This is a genomic window from Salipiger sp. ABF4_146 (assembly GCF_056161345.1).
This window is the reverse complement of sequence record NZ_JBSWYX010000005.1, coordinates 45,885-64,907: the sequence shown is the minus strand read 5'-3', so window position 1 is coordinate 64,907 and position 19,023 is coordinate 45,885. Positions and strand designations below refer to the sequence as shown.

Sequence of the window (19,023 nt, the reverse complement as noted above, 5' to 3'; positions counted from 1 at the left end):
ACCAAAGCCGCGCCGCGCCCGCCGCTTCGTCTAGATCCAAATATCCCGGGGGAGAGCCGCGCCGCGGCTCGGGGGCAGCGCCCCCTCCCCCTCCTGACCAAGGGAGCCGCCGCATGACCAGCTTCTTCGCGCAGAACAAGTCCGTCGCATGGTTCCTGCTCGCTCTCGCGCTCTTCGTGGTGCTGGTGACGGTGCTGGCGCCCGCGACGGGCACCGGGTTCCTTTCGACCTCCTTCGTGAAAACGCTGGGCAAGACCCTGTGCCTGATGCTGGTTGCGGTGGCGATGGACGTGGTCTGGGGCTACACCGGCATCCTCAGCCTCGGGCACATGGCCTTCTTCGGGCTCGGGGGCTACATGATCGGCATGTGGCTGATGTACGCCCGCACCGAGCTGATCATCGCCGAGAGCCTGCGCGCCGCACCTATCCCGCCCACCCCCGAGGAAATCCACGACGCCATCGGCCAGCAGATCTTTGGCGTGGTCGGCAGCGCCGAATTTCCGTGGCTCTGGGGCTTTGCGCATAGTCTGACGCTGCAACTGCTGCTGGTGGTGCTGGTGCCGGGGGTGCTGGCGCTGGTCTTCGGCTGGCTGGCCTTCCGCAGCCGCGTCACCGGCGTTTACCTGTCGATCCTGACGCAGGCGATGACGCTGGCGCTGTCGCTCTACCTGTTCCAGAACGAGGCCGGGCTGCGCGGCAACAACGGGCTTTCCGGCCTGCAGAATTTGCCGGGGCTCGACGCGGTGCCGCAGGCGACGATCTCGATCTGGTTCTTCTGGGCCTCGGCGGCGGCACTTGGCCTTGGCTATCTGCTGTTTGCCTGGGTGGTGTCGGGCAAGATGGGATCGGTGATCCGCGGCATCCGCGACAATGAAAACCGGGTGCGCTTCCTTGGCTACCATGTGGAGAGCTACAAGCTTTTCATCTTCACCCTCACGGGCATCGTCTCGGGCCTTGCCGGGGCGCTGTATTACCCGCAGGCGGGCATCATCAACCCCGCCGAGATCGCCCCCATCGCTTCGATCTACCTCGCGGTCTGGGTCGCCATCGGCGGGCGCGGGCGGCTCTACGGCGCGGCGCTCGGCGCTGCCGTGGTCTCGCTGCTGTCGAGCTGGTTCACCGGCGGTGGCGCGCCCAACGTCAACCTTGGCTTCTACACAATCAACTGGACCGACTGGTGGCTGGTGCTGCTGGGGCTGAGCTTTGTGGCTGTCACCCTGCTTGCCCCCAAGGGCATCGGCGGCATCTTCGATCTGTTCACCCGCCGCCACCCGGTGCCCGAGCGCGTGGGCGACTTCGGCCCCGACATGGGCGCGCATCGCACCTCCGAGGGGGAGGAAGAGAAATGAACACCCTGCTCGAGATGTCCGGCGTCTCCGTCAGCTTCGACGGCTTCAAGGCAATCAACAACCTTTCCTTCCGCATTGGCGAGCCGGAACTGCGGGCGATCATCGGCCCCAACGGCGCGGGCAAGACCACCTTCATGGACATCATCACCGGCAAGACCCGCCCCGACGAGGGCCGTGTGCTGTGGGGCGAAAAATCCGTCTCGCTGCTGAAGATGAGCGAAAGCCAGATCGCCCGCTCGGGCGTCGGGCGCAAATTCCAGAAGCCCACCGTCTTCGAGGCGCAGACCGTGCGCGAGAATCTCGCCATGGCGCTGAAGAACAAACGTGGCCCGTTCGATGTGCTGTTTTACAGCAAGACGAAGGCCGGGGCCGAGCGGATCGACGAGATCGCCGCGGAGATCGGCCTCACAGACCAGCTCACCCGGATCGCGGGAGAGTTGAGCCACGGGCAAAAGCAATGGCTGGAGATCGGCATGCTGTTGGCGCAGGACCCGCGGCTGCTGCTGGTCGACGAGCCCGCCGCAGGCATGACCCCGGCCGAGCGCGAGCACACAACCGACCTGCTGCGCCGCGCGGCAAAGAAACACGCGGTGGTGGTGGTCGAACACGACATGGAGTTCGTGCGGCGGCTCGATTGCAAGGTGACGGTGCTCTGCGAAGGATCGGTGCTGGCCGAGGGCTCGCTGGATCACGTCACCGCCAATCAGGACGTCATCGACGTCTACCTCGGACGATAACCGGAATTTGTGACGGAGGGCCGGAGATGCTGAAGGTCGACAACCTCACCCTGCACTACGGGCAGAGCCAGATCCTGCATGGGATCAGCCTTGCGGCGCAGCCCGGCAAGGTCACCGCAGTGATGGGCACCAACGGCGTGGGCAAGACCTCGCTGCTGAAGGCCATCGCCGGGCGGCACCCCTATTCGGGCGGAAGCATCACGCTCGACGGCAAGCCGCTCGACCATCTCAACGCCTATCAGGCCGCGCGGGCGGGCATCGCCTACGTGCCGCAGGGGCGCGAGATCTTCCCACTGATGACCGTGCAGGAGAACCTCGAGTCCGGCTTTGCCTGCCTCGAGCGGTCCGAGCGCGGCGTGCCGGCGCATATCTTCGAGCTCTTCCCCATTCTCAAGGACTTCCTGCAGCGCCGCGGCGGCGACCTGTCGGGCGGGCAGCAGCAGCAGCTTGCCATCGCCCGCGCACTGATCAGCCGCCCGCGCGTGTTGCTGCTCGACGAGCCGACGGAAGGCATCCAGCCCAACATCATCCAGCAGATCGGCCGGGTCATCGCGCAGCTGCGCGATCAGGGCGATATGGCAGTGGTGCTGGTCGAGCAGTATTTCGATTTCACGTGGGGACTTGCCGACAGCTTCTATGCCGTCACCCGGGGCGCTGTGTCGCTTTCCGGACAGTCCGGAGAGATCGATCGCGACGCATTGCTCGAAAAAGTCTCGATCTGACCCGGAAACCTCTTAAGTTGCTGCGTTGCGGCGTCTTTTTTCCTTGCTTAAAGCGCTTTGAGCCCCAAGTCTCCCCGCAGGAGATTGTTGACATGCATATGTTGGTGAAGGGGTTTTCGAGGGAGGAGCGCATTCTGCGCCGCAGCGCCGACGCGTGCGGCGGCACCCCCCTCAGATTGCAAAGTAAGCGCCCGGCTCAATCACATGAGCCGCCCCTTCTGCCCGCTGGTTCAAAGACCGACAACAGGAGGACACCATGACATCCATCAAACGCCGCATTCTCGGCGGCACCGCCATGACCTTGGCGCTGACCGCCGGCATGGCGCAGGCGGACACCATCCGCTTCTGGACCATCGAAGAGCAGCCCGAGCGACTTGCCAAGCAAGAAGCCATGGCGCAGGCCTTCACCGAGGAAACCGGCCATGAGGTCGAGGTGATCCCGGTCACCGAAAGCGAGATGGGCACCCGCGCCACCGCCGCCTATGCCGCTGGCGATATGCCCGATGTCATCTACCACCCGCTGTCCTACGCCCTGCCGTGGGCCGAGGCGGGCATCCTCGACCCCGACGCGGCGACCGACATCATCGAGGACCTGGGCGGCGCCACCTTCGCCCCCGGCGCGCTGCAAATGGCCGAGTTCGACGACGGCTTCGCCTCGGTGCCCGCCGACGGCTGGACGCAGATGATCATCTACCGCAAGGACCTGTTCGACGAGGCCGGGCTGGAGCCGCCAACCAGCTATGCCAACGTTCAGGCTGCGCTCGATGCGCTGCACAACCCGCCCGAGATGTACGGTTTCGTTGCCGCCACGAAGGTCGACGAGGCTTTCATGAGTCAGGTTCTGGAGCATGTCTTCCTTGCCAATGGCGTGTCGCCGGTCGGTCAGGACGGGTTTGCCGAGCTTGACGAGGCGGCGACCACCGAAGTGCTCGACTTCTACAAGGCCATCGCCAAAGCCTCACCGCCGGGCGATCTTTACTGGGATCAGGCGCGCACGATCTATTTCTCGGGCAACACCGCGATGACCATCTGGTCACCCTTCATTCTTGACGAACTGGCCGGCCTGCGCGACAGCGCGCCGCCCACCATCAACGACGATCCGACCTCGGCGGAACTGGCCTCGATGACCGGTATCGTCACCAACTTCTCGGGCCCGTCGAACCCCGATGGCGCGGCCTTCGCCGAGCTGAACTTTCTCGGCGTGACCGGCGATGCGAACACCGACGTCGCCGAGGATTTCGTGAAGTTCTCGATGGATCAGGGCTATCTCGACACGCTGGCCATCGCCCCGGAAGGCAAGTTCCCCGTCCGCCGCGGCACCGACGATGATCCCGAGATGTTCGTCAACGAATGGTCCGAGCTGCCGGTCGGCGTCGACCGTCAGGGATCGCTTGGCGAGCTTTACGGCGAGGACACGGTCGACGAACTTGTCGCCGGCCTCGACGTGGCGCAGCGCTGGGGCGCCGACGTCGGCCAGATGGCGCTCGCCTCGAAGATGGTCAACAGCCAAGCGGTGAACCGCGTGGTCCGCGCCTTTATCGACGATCAGATCGACGCCGCCGAGGCGGTCAGCCAGCTCAACGAAGAGCTGAGCGCGATCCAGTAAACTGCTGATACAGCGGGGCGCTTTCCTGGCGCCCCGCGTTTTTCGACGTGTAAGACCGGAGGGTGTCCATGATGGAACCCGTTCCACCGAAGGGCATGGGCCCGCTCGCCCGCCGCGAGGCGCGGCTCGCCTGGGGCCTGCTCTTTCCCACCCTCGCCGCCGTGGCGCTGGTGGTGATCCTGCCGCTGCTCGCGGTGTTCTGGATCGCCTTCAAACCCATCGGCCTCGCCGAACTGCGCCCGCCCGCCCCGGTGGTGCGCGAGGACATTCGCGGCGATCTCGACGAGGGCGACCCCGACGCCTACTTGCGCTACCGCCTGCGCAACTCGTCGCAGGATCAGGCGATCACCGGCGTCACCCTGACCGACACCTGGCCCGAGGGGCTGACCGCCACCGAGATGGACCCGCGCTGCACGCTCGACGGCGCCAGGCTCAGCTGCGATCTCGGCGATTGGGAGGGTGGTTTCCGCGACCAGATCCGCATCCCCGTGGCGGCAGAACCCAGCTATTTCGAGGGCCCGGACGTGGAAGAAACCGAGCCGGTGATCACCGGCAAGGCCAACAACGTTCTGACCTCCTTCTCGAGCTTCACGCTGGAGAACTTTGCCCGCATCTTCGACGGCTCAGAGTTCTGGTCGGTGCTCGGCGTCACCATCTTCTACACCGTCTTCGGCACCGCTGGCGCGCTGATCATGGGGCTTTTTGCTGCGTTGCTGCTCGACAAGAGCTTTCGCGGTCAGGGCATCCTGCGCGGCCTTTACCTGTTTCCCTACGTGGCACCGGTGATCGCCGTGGCCTTTGCGTGGATCTTGCTTTTCGATCCCTACTCCGGCTCGGCCAACGCGCTGCTGATGCAGATGGGCGTGACCTCTCAGGCCATCAATTTCTTTGGCGAGCGGCCTCTGGCTCTGATCATGGTGACGCTCTTCGAGGTCTGGCGCTACTTCCCGCTGTCGTTCCTCTTCATCCTCGCGCGGATGCAGTCGATCGACACCGACATGTACGAGGCCGCGGACATGGACGGGGCCTCCCCGTTCCAGAAGTTCCGCTATCTGTCTTTGCCTCAGCTTCTGGGGATCCTCTCGGTTCTGTTCCTGCTGCGCTTTATCTGGACCTTCAACAAGTTCGACGACATCTTCCTGCTCACCGGCGGCAACGCTGGCACCCGCGTGCTGACGGTGAACGTCTATGAGCAGGCCTTCGCCCTGTCGAACATCGGCGCGGGCGCGGCGGTGGCGGTGGTGATCTTCCTGTCCCTGATCGTCTTCTCGCTGTTCTTCTTCCGCGTGATGAGCCGGGAGGAGGGTCTGTGATGCGCGTTTTTGAAACCGTCCCGCCGGTGACCTGTGCCGGACCGGGGGCCAGCCCCCGGACCCCCGGGATATTTTTCTCTAGACGAAGCAGGGGGAAGCAATGAAGCCGCTGCGTTTCGGATATATCACCGGGCCGCTGCTGGGCGCGCTCTGGTGCTTCGTGATCGCCACCACCGTGGCGGTCGCCATGAGTTTCGCCACCGGCGCGGGCTTTCGCCCGGTTTGGCTGGCGCTGCCGCTGGGGGCGCTGATGGGGCTGGCCTGCCTGCGCTGGGGCGGGCACGGACGGCCCGTGCTGCCTGCGGCGCTGGGGCTGGCGATGCTGGGCCTCGCGGCGCTGACCGGGCTGGCACCGCTGGCGATCGATCCCGCGGCCTCGGAGCTCGCGCAGTGGACGGGGCTGATCGCCGCGGTGGGGTTCACCGCGCTGGGGATGTGGAAGATCCTCGACAAGACGCCCGAAGGCGGGCTCACGCGCCATGTGTTCGAGGCAGCGATGATCCGCTTCCTCACCGGCTTCGGTTACATCTTCTTCACCGCGATTGTGGTCATCCCGTTCTACGTGATGGTGATGACCTCGCTGAAGAACCAAGCGGCACTGGTGCAGAACCCGCTGGATTTCTCGCTCGATCTGGACCAAGGGCTAGGCCTCTTCCGCTCCTACGTCGAGCTGATGCGCGACTATAACTTCGGCAGCTACCTCTGGACGTCGTTTTACGTCTCGGTGCTGACCGTGCTGATCACGCTGGCCTTCGCCATTCCCGGCGCCTACGCCGTGGCGCGGCTGCGCTTTCGAGGGCAGAAGCTGTTCTCGCGTTCGATCCTGCTGATCTACATGGTGCCGATGATCGTGCTGGCGCTGCCGATCTACATCGCCTTCTCGATGACAGGACTGCGCAACACCATCTTTGGCATCGTGCTGATCTACCCGGTCACCACCATCCCCGTGGCGCTCTACATGCTGCAGGGCTATTTCCGCGGCCTGCCCTCGGAGGTCGAGGAGGCCGGGCTGATGGACGGGCTGTCGCGGCTGAAGGTGATCTGGAAGATCACCCTGCCGCTGTCGCTGCCGGCGCTGGCGTCGGTGTCGCTCTACGTCTTCATGATCGCGTGGAACGAGTTCCTGCTGGCCTTCATGCTTCTGGATGACCCGAACAAGTTCACCCTGACCCGCGGCATCGCCTCGCTGAACTCCTCGGAAGTGCCGCGCCAGCACCTGATGGCGGGCTCGGTGATCGCCACGGTGCCGATCATGGTGCTGTTTCTGGGACTCGAGCGGTTCATGACCAAGGGGCTGACCGCAGGCTCGGTGAAAGGATGAGCGGCGCCGCGGCGCCCTCCGCAAGACTGATGAGGAAAGACTGACATGGCTGGCATCGAGCTAAAATCCGTCGAGAAATGGTACGGCGACGCGCAGGTGATCAAAGGCGTGGACCTCGCCGTCGAGGAAGGTGAGTTCATCATCTTCGTCGGCCCTTCGGGCTGCGGCAAATCCACACTGCTGCGGATGATCGCCGGGCTGGAGGAAACCTCGCGCGGGCAGATCGTCATCGGCGGGCGCGACGCCACCGCCGAGCCGCCGGCGCAGCGCGGGCTGGCCATGGTGTTCCAGAGCTACGCGCTCTACCCGCATATGTCGGTGCGCGAAAACATGGGCTTCTCGCTCAAGGCCGCAGGGGCGAGCAAGGACGAGATCACCAGCAAAGTGGACGAGGCCGCGCGGGTCCTGAAGCTGGAGCCGCTGCTGGAACGGCGGCCCAAGGACCTCTCGGGCGGGCAGCGCCAGCGCGTCGCCATCGGGCGCTCGATCGTGCGCGACCCCACCGCGTTTCTCTTTGACGAGCCGCTGTCGAACCTCGATGCGGCGCTGCGCGTCGAGATGCGCTACGAGATCGCCAAGCTGCATCAGGCGCTGAGCGCGACGATGATCTACGTCACCCACGATCAGGTCGAGGCGATGACGCTGGCTGACCGCATCGTGGTGCTGGAGGCCGGCAAGATCAGCCAGGTGGGCACCCCGCGCGAGCTATACGAGCAGCCCGGCAACCTTTTCGTGGCGCAGTTCATTGGCTCGCCGAAGATGAATGTCTTCGCCGCTACGACCTCCGGACTGACTATCGCCGAGCCGCTGCCGCCGGGAGCCGAACAGATCGGCATCCGTCCAGAACACATCACCCTGACCGGGCCCGGCACCGGGCAGATCGACGGCACGGTGGACGTGCTGGAATACCTCGGGGCCGACACCTATGTGATCGCCGACTGCGGCGAGGCCGGCAAGCTGACGGTGCGCGCGCAGGGCGAAACCGGGCTTGCGCCGGGCGACCGCTGCGGGCTCGCCTTCGACCCCGACCAGATGCACGCATTCGATGCCAAAGGGCTCGCCCTGCGCTGAGCCACGCCTCTTCGTCTAGACGCAAATATCCCGGGGGAGGCCGCGCCAGCGGACGGGGGCAGCGCCCCCAAGGCGCTCCTTGCCAGTCGCTGCAACACAGGGGCTTGTGCGCCCCCTCCCCTGCCGTGTCATGATGGCGCGGTACATTTGCTCAGCCGAAAGACGCCCAATGGTCCGGATCGCCTGTTTTGCCTCTTTGACGACCGCCCTGTTGCTGCTGGGGCCATCGCTGCTCGAGGGGCGCGGATCCGCCGCTGCGCAGGTCTCGCCGCAAAACATCGATGCCGCACAGAGCCGCGCGCCCGCCTATCGCTGGCCGTCTCGGCCCGGCTGGCGGCCCGATCACCACGATCGCCCGGACCGGCCGTGGCGACCGGACCGGCCCCACTGGCCCCAGCGCCCCTCATGGCCCGGGTATGGCGCAGGGATCGGCCTGTCACTGGACCTTGGCAGCAACCTGCCGGGCGCCGACGGATCGGTGCGCGAGCCGGTGATGACCATCAAACGCGACAGCGCCGCGGGCACCCGGCAGATCCGCAACACGCCCGGCGCCCCGGTCCCGCGCAGCGACAGTTCAACCGCGCGGCTGAGCCAGCCGCCGATCGTCGAGCGCGCACCCAGTGTCCTGCCCGGCACCCCGCCGCGGGCGCGGCAGGGCGTCGGCGAACTCAACGGCGGTGGCAGTGCGCTTGGTCAGGTGCTGAGCGCCGACGGCGAAAACTACGTGCTGCTGCTCACCTTGCCGCAGAGTCGGGTGACCTGCACAGGCCAACTCGACGGCCCGCCGGAGTTGTTTCCGACCATGGGCGCGGCGCTCGCCTGCACCGATGGCGCGCAAGGCAACGCGCTCTTTGCCACGCCGGAGACCGGCGAGGGCATCAGCGCCAGCTTCACGCTCGATGGTGGGCGCGGCGGCTATCTGATGTTTCCCTGAGACGGCTCAGCCAGCCGCCAGCGCCAGCGCCCGCGGGAACGAAGCCGCGAACGTCGCGCCGTGGCCCAGTCCTTCAAGCACCTCCAGTTCCAGCGCCAGATCGTCACGCCGCCGCAGCCGGTCGGCCAGCGCCATTGTGGCCGGCGCCGGACGCGGCTTTGCGGGCTGAGGCGTGCCCCGGCGGTGCTCGCGGTCACCCAGCATCAGCAGCACTCGCGCGCGCGCGCCGCCGCGCAGCGGAACGGCCGAGCGTTCCACTGCGCGCAGCGCCTCGCCTCCGAAACCCACCGAGGGGCTGACCGGCACATAGGCCCAAAACGCATCCGGCTGCGCGAAGAGCGTTGCGAGAACAAAAAGCCCGCCATAGGAGTGCCCCCAAAGGCTACGCCGCGCCGAGTCGAGCGGCGCGTGATCTGACAGGGCTTCTGCGATCGGCCCCAGCAGCCGCGCGCGAAACGCCGCCTGACCGCCGAACTGCCAGTCTCTGCCGCGTCCGTGGCGCGGGGGCTGCACCGGGACCGGCGTGTAGTCGCGCGCCCGTGATGCGCTGTCGAAGCCCGTCTCCATAGGATAGCCAACGCCGATCACCGCCAGCCCCGGATGCGCGGCAAGATGCGCCGCGCTCAATCGGCTGAACGCTGCGTTGCCGTCGAGCATCCACAGCGATGGCCAGCCCGCCGAGGGGGCCTCGGCGCGCGGCACGGCGATGAACAGCCGGTAGGTGATGCCATCCGCCCCGACATCGAACTGCGCCATGGCATGGGATGCGGGCGGTGCGTCGAACAGTGGGTAGCTGACCGGCGTATCCCGCCGCTGCGCCAGCACGGGGCCGGCGGTGCAGGCGAAAAGAGCGGCCAGCGATGTCATGAAAGGTCTGCGCGCGAGGTCCATGCGCCGTCTCCTGAACAATCGGAAAAGGGTCGGGCTGGCGCGGGCTGGCTCACGGCTTAGGGTGTAGACGAGCGCGCCGAACGAGGCAATGCGCGACGGGTCGGTCGAGGTGAGCCGGTTGAGGTGGGGTCGGGCGAGGCGGGGGTCAGTCGAGGTGGCGCACGAACAGCGCCGCGCCGCGCTGCGCCTGCAGGGCCCAGGTCATCTGCGCCTCGGTCTCAACCGCGCAGGGCCGCAGGTGGCGCAGCCGCGCCAGCGCCTCGTCGGGCGCTTCTCCGGCCTCGATCATCAGGCGCAGCGCCAGCATCCCCGAGCGGCCACAGCCGCCCCGGCAGTGCACCAGCACGCGCCCGCCGCCCGCAAGCGCCCGCAGCACCCGCGCGCTGATCTCTGGCCAGCGCGTTACCATGGCTTCGGGTGGCACGCCGAAATCAGGGATCGGCAGGTGCACCCAGCGCGAGCCATGCGCCTGCACATGCGCACCAAGGCCTTCGGCGCCGGCTGCCTCCATCTCGGCGACGGTCACCAAGGTGATCACCATCGCCGGGCGCCACTCGGCCACATGCGCGATATCTCCGGCGAAATCGCCGCTCGCCCCCGGCAGGGGCGAGATGGCAAGAATGCCGTCCGCAACCGCAAGCGCGTGGATGATCATCGGCTCAGATGTCATCGCTCGAAAACGTGTCGCAGGCGGCGATATTGCCCGCCTCGTAGCCGCGCCCGAACCAGCCCGAGCGCTGCGCGCTGGTGCCATGGGTGAAGGTATGCGGCTGCGGCACGCGCCCCGCGCGTTTTTGCAGCAAGTCATCGCCGATCATCCGCGCCGCGTTCAGCGCCTCTTCGATATCGCCGGGCTCGAGAATTCCATCGACGTAGCTCGCCCAGACACCGGACAGGCAATCGGCCTGCAGTTCGAGGCGCACGGTCAGCGCATTTGATTGCACCTCGCTGGCCTGACGGCGCAGGTTCTCGACCTCGGGCAGGATGCCCAGCAGGTTCTGCACATGGTGCGCGACCTCATGCGCGATCACATAGGCGGCGGCGAAATCCCCCTCGGCGCCAAGCCGCTGTTCCAGCGTGGCGAAAAACTCGGTGTCGAGATAGGCCTGCTGGTCGAGCGGGCAGTAGAACGGCCCGGTGGCCCCGCTGGCACCGCCGCAGGGCGAGGCGGTCTGGCCGGAGAACAGCACCAGCACCGGCGGCCTGTAGTCCACCCCGGCCTGCTCGGGCAGCACCTGTCCCCAGACCTGCTCGGTGGTGGCCAGCACCTGCGCCGAAAACTCCCCGGCGAGCTGTTCCTGCGGTGTCAACTCACGCGGTTCAGAGGAGGTCTGCATGCTGCCGTCGTTGAGCAGTGGCGTGACGTCGACCCCGGCGAAATAGCCGATGGCCAGCACCACAAGCAGCGCGATCCCGCCAAGCCCGCCGCCCATTGCCACACGACCGCCGCCGGACCGCCGGCGGTCTTCGACATTGCTGCTGCGGCGCACACCTCTCAGTCGCATGATAAAATTCCTTATATGAAAAAATGCCTGCCGGCAGCGCCAATGATAGGCCCTGCCGGGGCGTTAGGGAATATTTTTCCCGCATATGGCGAAGGCTAGCGGCGTCCTCTCCGGCTCAGACGACCTGCCCGGGATGCGCCTCGGCCCATTCCGAAAGCACCGCCGACAGGTCGCTGCGCCCGACCATCCCCAGCACCTTGCGCGGCAGCGCGACGCCCTGTTCCAGCAACAACGCTAGACAGCCGAGGTGGTCCCTCTCCGGTCGGTCTGGCGCGGTCTCGGCGCCATGCAGCAGCGCGCCAAGCAGCGTTCCCCCGTAGCGGTTCACGTGCCCAAGGTCGGGCCGCAGCGACAGGAAGTAGGCCAGCAGATCGGGATGGCCGCCCCAAGCCGCCGCCTGCACCGGGGTCACCCCGTCCGCCGCATCCGGCGCGTCATAGGGCAGCCCCAGAGCCACCAGCGCCTTGATCTGTGCCAACCGCTCTGGCCGCTCCGCCAGTCCACGCATCAGCCCGTCATAGGCGGGCGGCAGCGCCGCGGGGTCGATGTAGGCGCCGGGGGACGCACGGCCCTCGGCAGCCTCAGCCATCAGGGCTTCCTCGCGCGACAGCGGTGTGGCCAGCCCGCGCGCCTGCAGCGCCGCGGCCAGTGGCACAGACCCCATCACCCGCGCATAGGCATAGGGGGTCGACCAGCGCCACTCACGCGCCGGATCGGCCCCCGCCTGCAGCAACAGATCGATCATCGCGCGGTCGCAGCCGCGCCGCGCGGCGTGGTGCAATGCGGGGATCGGCGCGCCGGGCTCGTTGGGGTCGGCGCCATAGGCAAGCAGCAGGCGTACCGCTGCGTGATCGTTGAAATCAAGCGCCCGCAGCAGGGCGTTGGTGCCCGCCGGTGCCGCGCCATGCGCAAGCAGCAGCCTCAGCGCCTCGCCCCCGCCGGGCTCCGCCGCATGATAGAGCGACTCGCCATCATCGGGCGCGGCCCCCTGCTCCAGCAGCCACCGCGCCAGCGCGATATTGCGCCCTTGGCAAAGCGCACCGTAGAGCGCCGAATGGCGCGTGCCATCGGCAAGCTCCTCGGTCTCATTGACGTCGACGCCATGGGCGACCAGCAGCCGGGCAATCTCCAGCGCGGCCGGCACGGTGTCCGGGTGCCGCGCGGGCCAGCGCGAGAACGCAAGATGCAGCAACGGGCTACGCGGCCCGCGCCTCTGGGTGGCAAGGCCGGGCGTGCGTGCAAGCGCAGCCGTCACGGCGGGCAGATCGCACAGCGCGCATTCCAGCCCGAACAGCCCTTCGGCAAGGTCCGGCGTCTCGGCCAGCAGCGCCTCGGCCACCGCCATCTGCCCGTGATAGAGCGCGATCTTCAGCCGCTGGAGGCGCGCCGCGCGGTCCAGCCCCTGCGTCTCTGCCGCGAGCTTGAGCTTGGGCCAGCTTTCAAAGCCGCGCTCGCGGGCCACCACCTGCAGAAAGTCCGCGCGCCGAAGCACGCGGCCATCGCCACGTGGCGGCAGATCGCGCAACCGCTCACGCGCTCCGCGGTCACCCGCCTCATAGGATTTGTGCAGTCGGCGCGCCTCGCGGCGCAGATCGTCGATGGTCGGAATGGGCCCTGAAAAGAGCATGCCGGTATCCTCCGTCATCGCCCGTATGTCCGCTGGTCCGGGCAGGAGTGAAACCGAAAAGATCTGGGATCGGCTCGAAACGCAGGTGCGCGCGCTTTCCGCGGACGGGGCGGCCCCCTGCTATCGGGCCTGTGCCTTCATACCAGAGCGGCGGCGCGGGGAAAAGGGCGCGCTGGCCCGCCAGTTCGGACGGCAACAGGGGCGCGACCGGAGCCGAGGCTCCGCTTTACCTCCTCCCTCCCCCGCCTTACCTTGGCCGCGACCGAAGGAGCGCCACGGATTCCATGACTGACGACAGCCCCAAGTATCAGGTTCTCGCCCGCAAGTACCGCCCCGAGACCTTTGCCGATCTCGTCGGGCAGGATGCGATGGTGCGGACCCTGAAGAACGCCTTCAAGGCCGACCGCATCGCGCAGGCCTTCATCATGACCGGCATCCGCGGCACCGGGAAAACCACCACCGCGCGGATCATCGCCAAGGGCATGAACTGCATCGGCACCGATGGCACCGGCGGGCCAACCACCGAACCCTGCGGCCAGTGCGAGCATTGCCGTGCGATCATGGAAGGCCGCCACGTCGACGTGCTGGAGATGGACGCCGCCTCCAATACCGGTGTCGGCGACATCCGCGAGATCATCGACAGCGTGCACTACCGGGCGGCCTCTGCGCGCTACAAGATCTACATCATCGACGAGGTGCACATGCTCTCGAACAGCGCATTCAACGCGCTGCTCAAGACGCTGGAAGAGCCGCCCGCGCATGTGAAGTTCATCTTCGCCACCACCGAGATACGCAAGGTGCCGGTGACGGTGCTGTCGCGCTGCCAGCGGTTCGATCTGCGCCGCATCGAACCCGAGGTGATGATCGACCTGCTGCGCCGCATCGCCACCCGCGAAAGCGCCGAGATCACCGACGACGCGCTGGCGCTGATCACCCGCGCCGCCGAGGGCTCGGCCCGCGACGCCACCTCGCTGCTTGATCAGGCGATCAGCCACGGCGCGGGCGAGACCACCGCCGATCAGGTCCGCGCCATGCTTGGCCTCGCCGACCGCGGCCGGGTCATGGATCTCTTCGAAAAGATCATGCATGGCGATGCGCCCGGCGCGCTGACCGAACTGTCCGAGCAATACGCCGAGGGCGCCGACCCGATGGCGGTGCTGCGCGATCTTGCCGAGCTGACGCATTGGATCTCGGTGGTCAAGATCACCCCCGAAGCGGCAGAAGACCCCACTGTCGGCCCCGACGAGCGCGCCCGGGGCGCCGCGCTGGCGCAGAACCTCGGGATGCGCGCGCTGACGCGCATGTGGCAGATGCTGCTGAAAGCGCTCGAAGAAGTGGCGCAGGCGCCCAATGCGATGATGGCCGCCGAGATGGCGGTGATCCGCCTCACTCATGTCGCCGAACTGCCCTCGCCCGAGGAACTGCTGCGCAAGCTGCAGGACACGCCGCCCCCGCCCGCCCCCGGCCCCAATGGCGGCCCCGGCGGCGGTGGCTATGCCCATGCGCCCACGAGCGCGCCGGCCGGCGGCGGCGCGCAGGCTTATGGCACTCAGGTGCAGCCGACGCACCCCGGCCCCTCTGGTCCCAGCGCCAGCTATGGCAGCGCCGCGCCGGCTGTCGCGCAGCAGAGCGCCCTCGCCCGCTACCCCACCTTCGAGCACGTGCTGGAACTGATCCGCGCCAATCGCGACGTCAAGCTGCTGGTCGAGGTCGAGGGCGGTGTGCGCCTTGCCGCCTACCAGCCGGGGCGTATCGAATTCACCCCCGCGGGCAATGCCGCGCCCGATCTGGCGCAGCGGCTTGGCTCGGCGCTGCAGCGCTTCACCGGCGCGCGCTGGGGGGTCTCTTTGGTCAATGGCTGCGAGGCGCCGACCGTGGTGGAAAAACGCGACGCGGCAGAACTTGAGCTGCGCGCCGAGGCCGAGCAGCATCCGCTGGTACAGGCCGCCATCGCCGCCTTTCCCAAGGCCAAGATCGTCGACATCCGCACCCCAGAGGCCGAGCAGCAACAAGCCGCCGAGGAGGCGCTGCCCGAGGTCGAAGACGAATGGGATCCCTTCGAGGAGGACTGAGGCGGGAACATCCGCGGCGCTGCCGGGTTTGATCCCAGTCAGCTACCCGTCACACCCGGAGGACCCGCCATGGATTTCGACACCAGCAAAGCCACCGATCTCGCGCATAAGGCCAGCCTGCCGGCGCTGCGCGCCCGCGTCGGCGAGGCGCTGCCCGCCAGCCGCCGCGAGCGGCTTTCCCCGATGCTGTTTGCCGGCGGCCTGCTGGCCATCGGCGCGGTGCTGCTGAAGACCAAGCCGCGCATCGGCCATGTTCCCGAACCGCGCCAGTTCGGCAACCTGCCGCGCCGCTCGAAGGCGCGCCGCGCGGCCCTCGCAAGCCGCGATCAGGTCGCAACCTTCGCCCCCACCAACGTCACCGACTCGCTCGGTCGTTCGCTGATGATCGGCGGTGCCGCGCTGCTGCTCACCCGGCTGCTCGACGAGGCCGCGGGCCGCGACGGCAAGTAACGGCAGATAAGCGCGGGCGCCCCCACGCCGGGCGTCAAGACGCTTTCATCTTTCCCAAATACTCACGGCGCAAGGTCTCCAGCCCGCGCCCTGCCCTCTATTGTTCGGCAAATCCGTCCGGCCTGCCCTTGTCGCCTGCCCGCGCGATCCGTATCTAGAGAGCCAAGCCTCAGACAGGAGAGATCAGATGTTCAAAGGATTGGGCGGTCTTGGTGACATGACCAAGATGATGAAGGCCGCGCAGGAGATGCAGGGCAAGATGGCCGAGCTGCAGGAAGGCCTGCACACGACCATGGTCACCGGCGAGTCCGGCGCGGGCCTCGTGAAAGCGACCGCCACCGCCAAGGGAGAGCTGAAAGGTCTCGACATCGATCCGTCGATCTTCAACAGCGACGACAAGGAAGTGGTCGAGGACCTGATTCTCGCGGCGATCAAGGACGCGCAGACCAAGGCGCAGGAGCGCGCCGAGCAGGAGATGCGCAAGCTCACCGAAGAGATGGGCCTGCCCGCCGACATGAAGATGCCCTTCTAAGACGCCTGCCGCGAGCTGCGTCCGGCCATGAAGAGAGCGGAGCGCCCCGGTGCTCTGCGCTTCTGGTCCCGCCGCGCAAGCGCGCCCGAGGATGATCCCCACAATGCCCGACCGCAGCGAGATCGACGCGCTGATCGATATGATGGCCCGGCTTCCGGGCCTCGGGCCGCGATCCGCGCGGCGCACCGTGCTGCATCTCATCCGCAAGCGCGAATTGCAGCTGACGCCACTGGCCGAGCTGATGGGCCGGGTCGCGGCGACCGCGCGCGAATGCCTCAACTGCGGGAACGTCGGCACCGAGGAAATCTGTTCGATCTGCGCCGACGAACGCCGCGGCAACGGCCAGCTGTGCGTGGTCGAGGATGTGGGCGATCTGTGGGCGATGGAGCGCGGCGGCAGCTACAAGGGGCGCTACCACGTGCTGGGCGGCACGCTCTCTGCGCTCGACCGCATCGGCCCCGAAGAACTGCGCATCCCGCAGCTTGTGGCGCGGATCGAGAGCGAGGGCATCACCGAGGTCATCCTCGCGCTCAACGCCACCGTCGATGGCCAGACCACCGCCCATTACATCGCCGACCAACTCGAAACGCGGGTGGCGCTCAGTTCGCTGGCACAGGGCGTGCCCATCGGCGGTGAGCTCGACTACCTAGATGACGGCACGATCACTGCCGCGCTGAACGCCCGCCGCAAGCTTTGAACGCCGCGTAACGCTTCTGTGACGGGGGCCATCTGGGCGGCCCGCGACTTTGGCGCTAAAGCGCGGACATGAACCGTGCTCTCCCCCTCCCGCTCGCCATTCTCTTCAGCCTCTCCCTCACCGCCACAGCGGCAGAGGCGCAGGACGCCGCCGCGCTGTCGCAGATGGATCTGCTGTCGCGCGAGATCGGCCTTGGGATCGGCCATACCGCCATCGACACGCAGAAACAGAGCAGTTTCGCCTCGGGCTATGCCGCAGGTGGTGAGACCTCTCCCGAAGGTGCGCAGGGCTCCAATTACGACAGCCGTGGGCTGGTGCTGGGCTACGGGTTCGGCAGCGGTTTTTCGGCCTTCATGGGCTATGCGCAAGGGGCCTCTAACCTCGACGACGACACTCACGAAGCCCGAATCCGCTCGTATTTCCTCGGCGCGGGTTACACAGGCGCGGCACACGGCGTGGACTATGCCGCGGCGCTCTACATGGGGCGCACCCACAACAAGATCTCTAGCCCGGCGTGGGCCAGCGGCAGCACCGACCATGACGGCCGTCTCTTCGGGCTGAGCCTGCAGGGCGAAACCCTGCTGCGGCAGGGTGAGGCGCCGGGCACGGGCATCGATCTGCTGGTGTCGGGCGATGTGGTGCGCCACGCCACCGCCGACTACGACCTCACCGGCAAAGACATCGAGGTTCAAGACCGCGTCAGCTATGCCACGTCGATGCGCCTTGAGGTGGGTGCGCCGATGCGCGCGAAGGGCGGCCTGCTGCGCCCCTATGCCGCCTATGTGGTCAACGGCGGCGATCAGCCGGACCTCGACTACGCCTCCGCAGGCAGCCTCGAGGCCGCCGACCTGCTGAGCGAGGACCAGCTGGCCATCGGTCTGGAATTCGAGACCGGCAGAGGCCTTGGCGCGCGCATCGAGGCAGCCTCGGATTTCGACGGCACCGAGGCGCTGAGTGCGCGGCTGACCTACGCCTTCTGAGCCGCGCGGATCGGCGGCCGCCGCCTTATCCCACGCATCTACTGCAGCCTCGTTGGCGCCACGGGCTTCCAGCCATTCGCCAAGCCGGACCCAGCCCGCGGCCCAGCCGGGCACCGTCTCCAGCAGGCTCATCAACACCTCGATCGCACCGGCCATGCACCGGCCATGTCGCCGAGATGCGCCAGAGCCTCGGCAAAACTCGCGCAACGCCCGGGCGCGGGTTCCCCACAGGGAAAAAGCTGTACTCAGCGCCACTTGTCTGTTCCAAAGGCCCGCGCATTTGCCGCGATTGGCCGCGCGGCGGGCGATACGCCGCCCCCAAAGCCCGTCAATCGCGGCCGCGAGCGCCGCAGCCGCTGCAAGGCCCCGGCACGCAAAAGAAAAGACCCGCCACAAACACTTGCGGCGGGCCCGTCAGGCAAACACTGGACGCGAGGCTCAGCCGCGCGGGTCCTCGCTGTCGTCCTCATCTTCGTCCTCATCGCTGGACGGCAGGTTGAAGAAGCTGTCGGCGTCGGAGAAATCGCTCGGGCCCTTGTCCTCTTCGGGCTCGTCCTCTTCACCGCGCGGGTCGGACAGCGAGAAGGTCTCCAGACCCTCGATCGCCGACGGCAGGCGCGGCTCGGCGTCCATCCCGAGGCTCTGTTCGGTCGACACCAGCTTGCGGCGCTCGTCGTCGGTCATCACCTCGTCACGGTTCTTCGCGGCCTTGGCGACGGCGGCGTCCAGTTCCGACTGGCGGCACAGGCCAAGCGCGACCGGGTCGATCGGCTGCATGTTCTGGATGTTCCAGTGGGTGCGCTCGCGGATCGACTGGATCGTCGGCTTGGTGGTGCCCACCAGCTTCGAGATCTGGCCGTCGGTCAGCTCGGGGTGGAATTTCACCAGCCACAGGATCGCGTTCGGACGGTCCTGACGCTTCGACAGCGGGGTGTAGCGCGGGCCGCGGCGCTTGTCTTCGTCGACAGCGGCGGGGTTGTATTTCAGCTTCAGCTTGGCCAGCGGGTTCTTCTCGGCGCGATCGATGTCGATCTGCTCGATCTGGTTGTTGGCGACCGGGTCGAAGCCCTTCACGCCGCCCGCCACGTCACCGTCGGCGATGCCCTGGATTTCCAGCTCGTGCATGCCGGTGAAATCCGCGATCTGCTTGAAGGTCAGGGTGGTGTTGTCGACGAGCCAGACAGCGGTCGCCTTGGGATGCAGCAGTTTTGCCATG

General features: G+C 67.2%; 18 protein-coding genes. 13 read left to right on the top strand and 5 right to left on the bottom strand.

The genetic code is table 11. The features are described 5' to 3' along the window. Window positions 1–113 precede the first annotated feature (113 nt). The 8 genes from urtC to ACXAJT_RS08765 all read left to right on the top strand — a co-directional run bounded on the left by urtC (window position 114) and on the right by ACXAJT_RS08765 (window position 9,053). Window positions 114–1,349, top strand: a complete 1,236-nt coding sequence (gene urtC, locus ACXAJT_RS08800; protein ID WP_475234585.1) for an urea ABC transporter permease subunit UrtC — start codon at window positions 114–116, stop codon at window positions 1,347–1,349. Continuing rightward, a complete protein-coding gene (gene urtD, locus ACXAJT_RS08795) occupies window positions 1,346–2,086 on the top strand; it encodes an urea ABC transporter ATP-binding protein UrtD (RefSeq protein WP_475234583.1) in 741 nt (246 codons plus the stop codon). Before urtC ends, urtD begins: the two co-directional genes overlap by 4 nt. A gap of 26 nt (window positions 2,087–2,112) precedes the next feature. Next, a complete protein-coding gene (gene urtE, locus ACXAJT_RS08790) occupies window positions 2,113–2,808 on the top strand; it encodes an urea ABC transporter ATP-binding subunit UrtE (protein ID WP_475234582.1) in 696 nt (231 codons plus the stop codon). 256 nt (window positions 2,809–3,064) lie between these two features. After that, a complete protein-coding gene (locus ACXAJT_RS08785; RefSeq protein WP_475234581.1) occupies window positions 3,065–4,414 on the top strand; it encodes an ABC transporter substrate-binding protein in 1,350 nt (449 codons plus the stop codon). Window positions 4,415–4,482: 68 nt separating this feature from the next. Continuing rightward, window positions 4,483–5,727 carry a carbohydrate ABC transporter permease gene (locus ACXAJT_RS08780; protein WP_475234580.1) on the top strand — a complete coding sequence of 415 codons (1,245 nt, stop codon included), beginning with the start codon at window positions 4,483–4,485 and terminating at the stop codon, window positions 5,725–5,727. Between the two features lie 100 nt (window positions 5,728–5,827). After that, a complete protein-coding gene (locus ACXAJT_RS08775) occupies window positions 5,828–7,048 on the top strand; it encodes a carbohydrate ABC transporter permease (RefSeq protein ID WP_475234579.1) in 1,221 nt (406 codons plus the stop codon). Window positions 7,049–7,093: 45 nt separating this feature from the next. Continuing rightward, entirely contained in the window at window positions 7,094–8,119 is a 1,026-nt protein-coding gene (locus ACXAJT_RS08770; RefSeq protein WP_475234578.1) for an ABC transporter ATP-binding protein, read from the top strand. A 169-nt stretch (window positions 8,120–8,288) separates the two neighbouring features. After that, window positions 8,289–9,053 (top strand): hypothetical protein, encoded by a 765-nt coding sequence (locus ACXAJT_RS08765; protein WP_475234577.1) that lies wholly within the window; start codon window positions 8,289–8,291, stop codon window positions 9,051–9,053. A gap of 6 nt (window positions 9,054–9,059) precedes the next feature. On the opposite strand, the gene ACXAJT_RS08760 is transcribed toward ACXAJT_RS08765, so the two are convergent. From ACXAJT_RS08760 to ACXAJT_RS08745, 4 genes are all read right to left on the bottom strand, one after another. Continuing rightward, window positions 9,060–9,944, bottom strand: a complete 885-nt coding sequence (locus tag ACXAJT_RS08760) for an alpha/beta hydrolase (RefSeq protein ID WP_475234576.1) — start codon at window positions 9,942–9,944, stop codon at window positions 9,060–9,062. Window positions 9,945–10,089: 145 nt separating this feature from the next. Further along, window positions 10,090–10,599 (bottom strand): protein-tyrosine phosphatase family protein, encoded by a 510-nt coding sequence (locus ACXAJT_RS08755; protein ID WP_475234575.1) that lies wholly within the window; start codon window positions 10,597–10,599, stop codon window positions 10,090–10,092. A 4-nt stretch (window positions 10,600–10,603) separates the two neighbouring features. Further along, window positions 10,604–11,449 (bottom strand): KPN_02809 family neutral zinc metallopeptidase, encoded by an 846-nt coding sequence (gene ypfJ / locus ACXAJT_RS08750; RefSeq protein ID WP_475234574.1) that lies wholly within the window; start codon window positions 11,447–11,449, stop codon window positions 10,604–10,606. Window positions 11,450–11,564: 115 nt separating this feature from the next. Further along, the gene (locus ACXAJT_RS08745) at window positions 11,565–13,094 is read right to left on the bottom strand and encodes an ankyrin repeat domain-containing protein (RefSeq protein WP_475234573.1); all 1,530 of its coding nucleotides are present in this window, start codon (window positions 13,092–13,094) and stop codon (window positions 11,565–11,567) included. Between the two features lie 266 nt (window positions 13,095–13,360). Between ACXAJT_RS08745 and ACXAJT_RS08740 the strand changes: the two genes are divergently transcribed. The 5 genes from ACXAJT_RS08740 (at window position 13,361) to ACXAJT_RS08720 (ending at window position 17,807) form a co-directional block, all read left to right on the top strand. Continuing rightward, window positions 13,361–15,148, top strand: coding sequence for a DNA polymerase III subunit gamma/tau (locus ACXAJT_RS08740; protein ID WP_475234572.1), 1,788 nt, complete (start codon window positions 13,361–13,363; stop codon window positions 15,146–15,148). 69 nt (window positions 15,149–15,217) lie between these two features. Then, the gene (locus ACXAJT_RS08735) at window positions 15,218–15,598 is read left to right on the top strand and encodes a hypothetical protein (protein ID WP_475234571.1); all 381 of its coding nucleotides are present in this window, start codon (window positions 15,218–15,220) and stop codon (window positions 15,596–15,598) included. Window positions 15,599–15,785: 187 nt separating this feature from the next. Next, complete coding sequence (locus tag ACXAJT_RS08730; protein WP_475234570.1) at window positions 15,786–16,130, top strand: YbaB/EbfC family nucleoid-associated protein; 345 nt, start codon at window positions 15,786–15,788, stop codon at window positions 16,128–16,130. A 103-nt stretch (window positions 16,131–16,233) separates the two neighbouring features. Further along, window positions 16,234–16,827, top strand: coding sequence for a recombination mediator RecR (gene recR, locus ACXAJT_RS08725; protein ID WP_475234569.1), 594 nt, complete (start codon window positions 16,234–16,236; stop codon window positions 16,825–16,827). Between the two features lie 68 nt (window positions 16,828–16,895). After that, entirely contained in the window at window positions 16,896–17,807 is a 912-nt protein-coding gene (locus ACXAJT_RS08720) for a hypothetical protein (protein WP_475234568.1), read from the top strand. 438 nt (window positions 17,808–18,245) lie between these two features. Here ACXAJT_RS08720 and ACXAJT_RS08715 read toward each other — a convergent pair whose 3' ends face one another. Next, window positions 18,246–19,022 carry a DUF1013 domain-containing protein gene (locus ACXAJT_RS08715; protein ID WP_475234567.1) on the bottom strand — a complete coding sequence of 259 codons (777 nt, stop codon included), beginning with the start codon at window positions 19,020–19,022 and terminating at the stop codon, window positions 18,246–18,248. Window position 19,023 lies beyond the last annotated feature (1 nt).